General features: G+C 32.4%; 12 protein-coding genes. 10 read left to right on the forward strand and 2 right to left on the reverse strand.

The window, feature by feature from the left end; genetic code table 11:
• A partial coding sequence (locus WFZ85_RS15230) for a transposase (RefSeq protein ID WP_342697127.1) occupies positions 1 to 266 on the reverse strand: 266 nt, incomplete at its 3' end.
• Between the two features lie 115 nt (positions 267 to 381).
• Here WFZ85_RS15230 and WFZ85_RS15235 point away from each other — a divergent pair.
• A complete protein-coding gene (locus tag WFZ85_RS15235) occupies positions 382 to 1,989 on the forward strand; it encodes a S41 family peptidase (protein ID WP_342697128.1) in 1,608 nt (535 codons plus the stop codon).
• 273 nt (positions 1,990 to 2,262) lie between these two features.
• Here the strand turns inward: WFZ85_RS15235 and WFZ85_RS15240 are convergent, their stop codons facing one another.
• Positions 2,263 to 2,391 (reverse strand): hypothetical protein, encoded by a 129-nt coding sequence (locus WFZ85_RS15240; RefSeq protein WP_342697129.1) that lies wholly within the window; start codon positions 2,389 to 2,391, stop codon positions 2,263 to 2,265.
• 119 nt (positions 2,392 to 2,510) lie between these two features.
• On the opposite strand from WFZ85_RS15240, the gene WFZ85_RS15245 reads away from it, so the two are divergent.
• From WFZ85_RS15245 to gloA2, 9 genes are all read left to right on the forward strand, one after another.
• The gene (locus WFZ85_RS15245) at positions 2,511 to 3,401 is read left to right on the forward strand and encodes a helix-turn-helix domain-containing protein (RefSeq protein WP_342697130.1); all 891 of its coding nucleotides are present in this window, start codon (positions 2,511 to 2,513) and stop codon (positions 3,399 to 3,401) included.
• A gap of 92 nt (positions 3,402 to 3,493) precedes the next feature.
• Positions 3,494 to 4,354: an SDR family oxidoreductase gene (locus WFZ85_RS15250; protein WP_342697131.1), complete on the forward strand. Its 861-nt coding sequence runs from the start codon at positions 3,494 to 3,496 to the stop codon at positions 4,352 to 4,354.
• Positions 4,354 to 4,980: an NAD(P)H-dependent oxidoreductase gene (locus WFZ85_RS15255; protein ID WP_342697132.1), complete on the forward strand. Its 627-nt coding sequence runs from the start codon at positions 4,354 to 4,356 to the stop codon at positions 4,978 to 4,980. Before WFZ85_RS15250 ends, WFZ85_RS15255 begins: the two co-directional genes overlap by 1 nt.
• Before the next feature lie 525 nt (positions 4,981 to 5,505).
• Positions 5,506 to 6,069 (forward strand): Crp/Fnr family transcriptional regulator, encoded by a 564-nt coding sequence (locus tag WFZ85_RS15260; RefSeq protein ID WP_342697133.1) that lies wholly within the window; start codon positions 5,506 to 5,508, stop codon positions 6,067 to 6,069.
• Positions 6,070 to 6,158: 89 nt separating this feature from the next.
• Positions 6,159 to 6,950 carry an SDR family NAD(P)-dependent oxidoreductase gene (locus tag WFZ85_RS15265; protein WP_342697134.1) on the forward strand — a complete coding sequence of 264 codons (792 nt, stop codon included), beginning with the start codon at positions 6,159 to 6,161 and terminating at the stop codon, positions 6,948 to 6,950.
• A gap of 50 nt (positions 6,951 to 7,000) precedes the next feature.
• Positions 7,001 to 7,297 carry a putative quinol monooxygenase gene (locus WFZ85_RS15270; protein WP_342697135.1) on the forward strand — a complete coding sequence of 99 codons (297 nt, stop codon included), beginning with the start codon at positions 7,001 to 7,003 and terminating at the stop codon, positions 7,295 to 7,297.
• Positions 7,298 to 7,307: 10 nt separating this feature from the next.
• Positions 7,308 to 8,093, forward strand: a complete 786-nt coding sequence (locus tag WFZ85_RS15275; RefSeq protein ID WP_342697136.1) for a type 1 glutamine amidotransferase domain-containing protein — start codon at positions 7,308 to 7,310, stop codon at positions 8,091 to 8,093.
• 96 nt (positions 8,094 to 8,189) lie between these two features.
• Entirely contained in the window at positions 8,190 to 8,666 is a 477-nt protein-coding gene (locus WFZ85_RS15280) for a Dps family protein (protein WP_342697137.1), read from the forward strand.
• 24 nt (positions 8,667 to 8,690) lie between these two features.
• Positions 8,691 to 9,074, forward strand: a complete 384-nt coding sequence (gene gloA2, locus WFZ85_RS15285) for an SMU1112c/YaeR family gloxylase I-like metalloprotein (RefSeq protein WP_342697138.1) — start codon at positions 8,691 to 8,693, stop codon at positions 9,072 to 9,074.
• Positions 9,075 to 9,221 lie beyond the last annotated feature (147 nt).

Genomic DNA, 9,221 nt, shown 5'->3' on the forward strand with positions numbered 1-9,221 from the left:
TCCAGGTTGCGATGGCACTCTTTTTCTAATCGCCTTGAAGAGCGAATGCCGTTTAAATAGCCGTATAGATAGATTTTTAAAAAGACTTTGGTATCAAAGCTTGGACGGCCTTCGGTTTTTAAAACTCGGGGTGTAAATCCTAGTTTTTCTAAATCAATACTGTTAACGAAAGCGTCGATAAACCTGATTGGGTTGTCCTGACTAATGGTGTCTTCTAGACTGGACACTTGAAGCTGGTGACGGGAAATTCCTGATATGTGTTGCATGGTTAAAGATAAGAATACTTTGTTCTTCTTACAAATATTTTTGTATATTTGAAAAAGGATTGTGAAAGTTTTTTCACAGTCTGCCGTTAGTGGCAAGCTTAAAAAAACAAACCAGATGAATAAAATACTTTTCTTACTTCTAATTAGTTTATTGTTTTCCTCTTGCGGAGTTTTTTTGCAGAAGACAGGATTAAAAAACTACACGCCAAAAGAAAAAATCACGCAAAAGGGACTCAATAACTATCAGTATGATTTTCTTTATTTAACCAAATTGGTAGAAGAAGGCTATCCTCAATTAGACAGTGTCTTTCCAAAGGATAAACGTCAAGAGCAAGCCAACCAAATTTTATCAACATTAGCAATTGTAGATAACAACACCGACTTTGTTGTTCAAGCAAGAAGTTACCTTTCCAATCTAAAAAACCAGCACACCAACATATCTTTAAGTCAGGAATTTAAGTTGGTTTATCCTTATGCAATCTTTATCTCATCAGATGATTGGTATTTGCTTAATATTTCCAGACAATACGATAGTTTACAAATAGGTAAGAAAATTTTGGAGATAAACGGATTAACTACAAATGTGGTAGAAAAAAAATTGATAGATTATACCTTCGCTGAGAATAAAATTAATCAACAATTTGATGTCCGCAACTTACAATTTTACAATAAGCCACAATACTTGAAACAAATAGGTGTCATCAAAGAAAATTCTGAAATATTAAGGCTGAAGTTTGAAGATCACTCTGAAATTGAATTATTGCCAATATCTACCGAAGGTAAAGTTGACGTATTTAATATTTCATTTAAAGAAAATCCCGTTACAAGATATCAAAATGAAACCTACTTATATACTTTCAATAAAGAACAAAATTTTGGTTATTTACAATTTAATAGATGCCACGATAAAATTGACATATTGGAAGGAATTGAAAGCTATGTAAAACCTTGGCTTCAACCCATTGCAAGAGGATACGTAAAGAGGCAATTTAAAAAAGACAAACCATCAAAACGGATTGCAAATTTCTACAATCCTAAATATCCTGTTTTTAAGGACTTTGTATGGGAGCTTATCGATAGTTTGAACACCAACAATATAGATAATCTAATTATTGACATAAGGAATAATCCGGGAGGAAATCTTATGCTTGGGATACAGCTTATGTATTTCCTTACTGAAAAAGAGAATCTGAAAGGTTTTGGTGAATACGCTTTCACATCAGATATCTATAAAAAATACTTTAAGAAAGATTATCAGGCTTTATATAAAAAATATCCCGAAGGTGTGCCGCAAAGAGATTTGGTTCAGACCAATTCGGGTGAAAACCTTTTTAGCGAAATTACAGATAAGAACTCGAAATATTTTATTCAAGATAATCGCCCGATTTTTAAAGGCAATGTATATATCCTTTCAAATTATAGAACAGGTAGCGCAGCTGCAATGCTAACTACTCTATTTCAAGACAATGGAATTGGGACAGTAATTGGAACAAGTGTAGGAAATAATCCAATAGGTGCGACTACCTACACACCAATGGAACTACCAAGAACGAAAGCTAAAATATCAATAGCAACAACCTATATAGAACGACCTGAAAAAGTAAATGGGAAAATTCAAATACCAAATATTTGGGTTGAATATACAATTGACGATTTATTAAACGGAAAAGACCCCTATTTAGAAATCGTAAAGAAGCAAATAAAAGAGAAAGCCAGCCACTAACAGGCGTAACTGTTGCACAACCTCCATAAAAAACTAAAATTTTAAAATATTTATAAAAAGTAACCTCTTTAGAAGCTATTTTAAGGAGGTTAGTTTTTTAGTTATAATTCAAAGTTGTAAAACTTGGAGTGCTTACAAACGAGTTTTTTAAGTCTAAAAAGACTGATTTTATAAAAGCCAAGTTCTTTCCTTGTTTTAGGGAAACAACTTGAGCTAAAAAGGATGGTTTTTAATACTCTTGGCGTAAATCCTATTTTCTCTAAGTCGATACTGTTAACAAAAGCATCTATAATCCCGACGCTTCGGGAGAACAGGATTGTCCTGACTAATAGTGTCTTCTAGACTGTTTACTTGTAGTTGGTTGCGAGCTATTCCTTGTCCCGAAGCGTCGGGATGTTGCATCGTTAAAGATAAAAAAACTATAACTTTCTTACAACTATTTTACTATATTTGGTGCAAGGATTGTGATGTTTTTTCACAGTCTGACGTTAGGCGATATATTAACAGACATCCTGCAAACATTGAAACAGAACATCAAACGCTTTAACGAAATCAATGAATTTTTTGAAACCACTGGTTTTGAGAAGCGAACAGATATTGCTGATTTTTTTGTGTTTCGGTTTGACGAATTACCGAAAGACAATGCATTAAAAATGCCACCCTACCAAAAAGACTTTTATCAAGTTTCATTAATTCTTAATTCAGGAAATGCAGTTGCTAACATCAACGAACAATCAAACAAAGCACTTGAAAATACACTCTATTTCCTTTCTCCAGACCATATTTTTTCGTGGCAACGCAATATGCGTACAACAGGCTTTGTGGTGTATTTTAAAACAGAATTCTTGAATTTTTTTAGTGGTAATTTTAAAAATGAATTTTCCTTTTTTAACCTTTCGGAACAAAATTTTTTGAAGTTAGACATTGAACAAATTGTTGAATTGGCATCTGATTTTGAAAAACTTTACAAAGAATATTATACGCCTAACGCTTATCGAGTCCACATTTTACAATCATTTTTGTTATCACTTTTATTCAAATGTAAAAGTTTACAGGAAGTCATTGGTAGTATAAATATCAATCCATCAAAGAAACAAGAATTGGTTTTTCAATTTCAAAATTTGGTAACTAATTGTTACATCAAGCACAAACAAGTTGGGGAATATGCAAAGAAGTTAAACGTGTCAGCCAATACACTCAATCAAAATTCCAAAGAAGTTTTAGGAATAACTGCAAAAGAACTGATTTCAGAAAAAATCATTCAAGAAGCCAAGAAACTATTAAAATATTCAGCTGAAGATATATCAGAAATTGCCTATTCTATTGGATTTGAAGAGCCTACACACTTTATACGGTTTTTCAAAAATCAAACTTCAACGACACCAAAAGAATACCGAAACAGTCAAATGTAATTTTGGTCATTATTATATTGTTTTTGGTTATCAGCAAGGCGACAAGTTGGCTCATCTTTGCACTATCAATTAACAATTAAAATTTAAAAACAATGGAACAAGTAATCGTTTTAGGTGCCACAGGAAATATTGGCTTAGCAGTTATCAAAAATTTGCAAAACAAGAATGTAGAAGTTTTTGCAGGTGTACAATCTGAAAAAGATTTTGAAAAAGTTTCACAATTTGAGGCAATACCGCTTATTGTAAACTTTACAGACCAAGAAAGTTTAAACCAAGCATTAAAAGGGAAAGACCGTGTATTTTTGGTAACACCGTTAATGCAAAACCCCGAAGCTGTAACACAAATGGTTATCAATGCCGCCAAGCAAAATGGAGTAAAACATTTGGTTAGAAGTACTGCATCAGGTGCTGACAGCAACGGACAAATACAAATGGCTCGTTGGGCAGGTGCAAGCGAAGATTTAATCAAAGTATCAGGTTTAAATTACACTATTGTAAGACCATATAGTTTTTTACAAAACTTCATTAATTTTCATAGCCAAACTATCAAGCAATACAATGGTTTTTATTTGCCAACAGGTGAAGCAAAATTATCGATGCTTGACATTAATGATTTGGGCGAAGTAGTTGCATTGGCATTAACAAGTGATGAGCATTTTGGAAAAACCTACGAGTTAAGTGGACTAACTTACACCAATGAAATTTTAGCCGAAACATTAAGCCAAGTTTTAGGCAGAAAAGTTAGCTATATTGATATTCCAGAAGAGAAAGCCAAAGAAAGTATGCTTTCTAACCATATGCCCGAGTGGATGGTTAATGCAATGATGGAACTTAACTACATCACCAAACAAGGTTGGACAGCGAGCTACTCTGATGATTACAAAAAACTTACAGGCAAAGAATACACAAGTGCCGAAACATTTTTCACTAACAACAAACAAGCATTTTTATAATGAAAGCACACATTGTTTTTGCACATCCGAATTTGCAGTCTTACAACGGACAATTAAGAAATACAGCTATCCAAACGCTTGAAGCGTTTGGATGGTCTGTTTCCGTAAGCGACTTGTATCAAATGAAATTTAAAGCATCGGCAGACGAAGACGACTTCACGAGCCTTTACAATGTTGATTTTTTTGATTTGCAAGTAGAACAACAAGCAGCCACTCAAAGACAGACCTACTCGGCAGACATAACACGAGAACACAAACTATTAAGCGAAGCGGACCTAATTATTTTTCAATTTCCACTTTGGTGGTACAGTATGCCAGGACTTTTGAAAGGATATGTTGACAGAGTTTTTAGTATGGGTTGGGCTTATGGTGGTGGACAAGCTTTGGCAGGAAAAAGAATTTTAGTAAGTATGACCACGGGTGCACCTGATTTTGCTTGGACTCCAGAAAAACGGGGAACAATCTATGACATTTTCAAACATTTATTTGTTGGCACTTTTGGACTATGTGGAATGGAAAACCTTGAACCTTTTATAGTTTATGGTGCAAAAAGACATTCAGAAATGGACAAAAATACTATCTTTGAAAACTATAAAAAACGGTTGACAGAAATCGTAGAAAAATAAATACATCGCCTAACAGCAGTAACTGTTGCACAACCTCAATAAAAAACTAAAATTTTAAAATATTTATAAAAAGCAACCTCTTTAGAAGCTATTTTAAGGAGGTTAGTTTTTTAGTTATAATTCAAAGTTGTAAAACTTGGAGTGCTTACAAACGAGTTTTTTAAGTCTAAAAAGACTGATTTTATAAAAGCCAAGTTCTTTCCTTGTTTTAGGGAAACAACTTGGGTTAAAATGGATGGTTTTTAATACTCTTGGCGTAAATCCTATTTTCTCTAAATCGATAAGGTTAACGAAAGCATCTATAATCCCGACGCTTCGGGAGAACAGGATTGTCCTGACTAATACTATCTTCTAGACTGCTTACTTGTAGTTGGTTGCGAGCTATTCCTTGTATATGTTGCATCGTTAAAGATAAAAAAACTATAACTTTCTTACAACTATTTTACTATATTTGGTGCAAGGATTGTGGAGGTTTTTTCACAGTCTGATGTTGTATGCCATTTTAAGAGACAGACTACAAATAAGATGAGTGAAATACTTAGAAAACAAATAGAAAAAATTACACCTCTGACAGATAAGGAGTTTGATTATATCCTTTCTCACTTTACAACAAAAAAATTAAAGAAACATCAATTCTTAATTCAAGATGGTGATTTAGTTCAAAATGACCATTTTGTAATTAAAGGGCTTTTAAAAGCATACTATATAAATCATGACGGTAAAGAACATATCATGCAGTTTGCCACAGAGGATTGGTGGGTTACAGATTATCAAGCATATTTTAATGAATCAAAAGCAACTTTAAATATTGATTGTATTGAACCTACAGAAGTTCTTTGTTTATCACTTCATAATCGAGAAAAACTCTGCGCTGATATGCATAAAATAGAGCATTTTTTCAGAAAAAAATCAAACTCTGGTTATGTAGCATTACAACGTAGAATCCTTTCTTTACTCAATAGCAATGCAAAAGAACGATATGAGCAGCTTCTTCAACAATATCCAAGGCTTTTTCAAAGAGTTCCAAAAACTTTAATAGCCTCTTACTTAGGGGTTTCAAGAGAAACTCTTAGTCGACTTTCTTCATAATGTGATTTATATCACAAAAAACTTGTGATTTAACTCCTTTTACCAGAAGCATTACCAAACTAATTTTGTCCTATAAATATTTAAACTTTATGGACTTAAAATTAGATAATAAAAAAGTATTCATTTCTGGTTCTACAAACGGAATTGGATTAGCTATAGCCAAAACATTTGCTAAAGAAAATGCTTTAGTATATATCAATGGGAGAACGCAAGACTCTGTTGATAATGCAATTGAAAAAATTAAAAATGAAGTGAATCAGGCCAACGTAATTGGAATTGTTGCTGATTTATCAAAACCAGATGGCATAAATACTGTAAAAAATCAAATTAAAGAAGTAGAAATACTAATCAATAATTTAGGGATTTATGAGCCACGTTCTTTTTTTGAAATTACCACTGAGGATTGGATCAGAATTTTTAACATCAATGTGCTTACAGGTATAAAACTAACACAACATTTATTGCCAGCAATGTTAGATAAAAACTGGGGAAGAGTTCTATTTATATCAAGTGAATCAGGATTGCAAATTCCATCAGAAATGATTCATTATGGAATGACTAAAACTGCTCAAATTGCTATCGCAAATGGTTTAGCACAACTCACTAAAGGAACTGGTGTTACAGTTAATTCAATTCTTCCTGGCCCAACATACTCAGCAGGTGTTCAGCAATTTATTCAAGATTTAGCTATTGCAAATAATCAGACGACACAAGAAGTTGAAAAAGAATTCTTTAATGAAACTAGACCTCTGAGTTTATTGCAACGATTTATAAATACTGAAGAAGTTGCATCAATAGCTGTTTATCTATCCAGTCCTCTTGCGGCAGCTACTAATGGTGCTTCTGTTCGAGTTGATGGCGGAATTCTGAAAAGCATCTAACAAACTCATTTCGTCACAACCATACATATAACAAATAATTAAAATTAAAAATGGAATCCGTAAAACTTTTAGCAAAATATAAAATCAAGGAAGGTAAAGTAGAAGAATTTAAAATCCTTTTTGAACAAATAGCTAAACATACTGCTAAAGAGTCAGGAAATTTAGCTTATCGTTCTTTCTTCGATCATTCAAACGATTCTAATTTTTTTATTTATGAAGAATATGAAAACTTGCAAGCATTAGAAACACACAAGAATAGTTTCTATTTCAAAGAAATCGTTATTGAAAGAATAGTACCGTTACTTGAAAGCAGAGAAGTGTTTCAATTAAATGAAAATAATTTTTAAATCAAATAACATGAAAAAACTAGTTAAAAAAATCTTTAAAGGTTTATTGGTAATTGCAGGTTGCACCATAACCCTTTTTTCAAACCAAGCAGCTGCACAAACTTTAAAAACAAAAAAAATGAACAAGAAAATTTTATTTGTGGTATCAAGCCACGACAAAAAAGGGAATACAGGAGAAGCAACAGGTTATTATTTATCTGAGGTGTCTCACCCTTGGGAAATACTGCACAATGCAGGATATGAAATTGATTTCGTGAGTCCGAAAGGGGGGACTCCTCCAGTAGATGGATTCAACTTAGAAGACCCTATAAACAAAAAATTTTGGGAGAATAAAGAGTATAATAAGAAAATTAATAACTCGATGAAGCCCTCTGAAGTGAATCCTAATGATTATGTTGCAATTCACTATGCGGGTGGACATGGAACAATGTGGGATTTTGCAGATAATGCTGAACTGGCTTTAATTGCTCAAAAAATCTACGAAAATAATGGTGTAGTAAGTGCTGTTTGTCATGGTCCTGCTGGTTTAGTAAACATAAAATTGAGCAATGGAAAATATTTGGTTGATGGAAAAAAAATAAATGCATTTACTAACGAAGAAGAAATTGCAGTAAAGTTAGAAAAAGTAGTACCTTATATGTTGGAAACAGTTTTAATTGAGAGAGGTGCAAAATTTGAAAAGTCAGGATTATGGCAACCCCATGTAACGGTTGACCAAAGGGTTGTAACAGGCCAAAATCCTCAGTCTGCTCATGGTGTTGGAGAGGCTGTTCTTGCAGAACTGCAAAAACTATAATCTCTAAGTGTCATTTGAGGTGGCAAAAGTTGTCACCTCAAATTTTTACTTTATGACTTAATCAGAAAGTATAATTATCAATAAAAATTTTTAAAAATGAAAAAATTAAACAATATTGGTCTTGACATTACAAAGTCATCTGAATTAGCAGAAATGTTAAATGTTTTATTAGCAAATTATTCCATTTTTTACCAAAACACTCGTGGCTATCATTGGAATATAAAAGGTGATAAATTTTTTGAACTGCATTTGAAATTTGAAGAACTATATGACGACCTACTTTTGAAAATAGACGAGGTAGCAGAAAGAATTTTAACCCTTGGTCATACACCAAAACACAACTTCACAGACTATCGTATTTTATCTAAGATAAAAGAATGTGCACAAGTTAGTAATGGCATAAAAGCTGTTGAAGATATTCTTAATTCTTTGCAAGCAATTATTATTCTACAAAGAGAACTTCTCATTATTTCGTCTGATGCAGGCGATGAAGGAACAAATGCACTAATGAGTGATTACATAAGAGCCCAAGAAAAATTAGTGTGGATGTATTCTTCATTTTTAAAAAACTAAATAATATACTAAAAGTAATTCAATATGTTTAAAAAAGTGCATCATATTGCGATTATTTGTTCTGACTATCAAAAATCAAAACACTTTTATACCGAAATATTAGACCTCGAAATTATCAATGAAGTTTTTAGACCAGAACGAGAATCTTATAAAATTGATTTAGCGTTAAATGGCATCTATGTTATTGAATTATTTTCTTTTCCAAATCCTCCAGTAAGAGTATCCAATCCTGAAGCTTGCGGGATGAGACATTTAGCTTTTGAAGTGTCAAATTTAGAAAGTGTAATTGCAAAACTTACTAAGAATTCTATTAAAACAGAACCAATACGAATAGACGAGTTTACTAAAAAGCGCTTTACTTTTTTTGAAGATCCAGATAATTTACCAATTGAATTATATGAAATCTAAAAAAAAACGGCATACAACAGCGGTAACTGTTGCACAACCTCAATAAAAAACTAAAATTTTAAAATATTTATAAAAAGTAACCTCTTTAGAAGCTATTTTAAGGAGGTTAGTTTTTTAGTTATAATTCAAAGTTGTAAAACTTGGAGT

Source organism: Flavobacterium aureirubrum (genome assembly GCF_038739835.1).
In the GTDB taxonomy this organism is placed as follows: domain Bacteria; phylum Bacteroidota; class Bacteroidia; order Flavobacteriales; family Flavobacteriaceae; genus Flavobacterium; species Flavobacterium aureirubrum.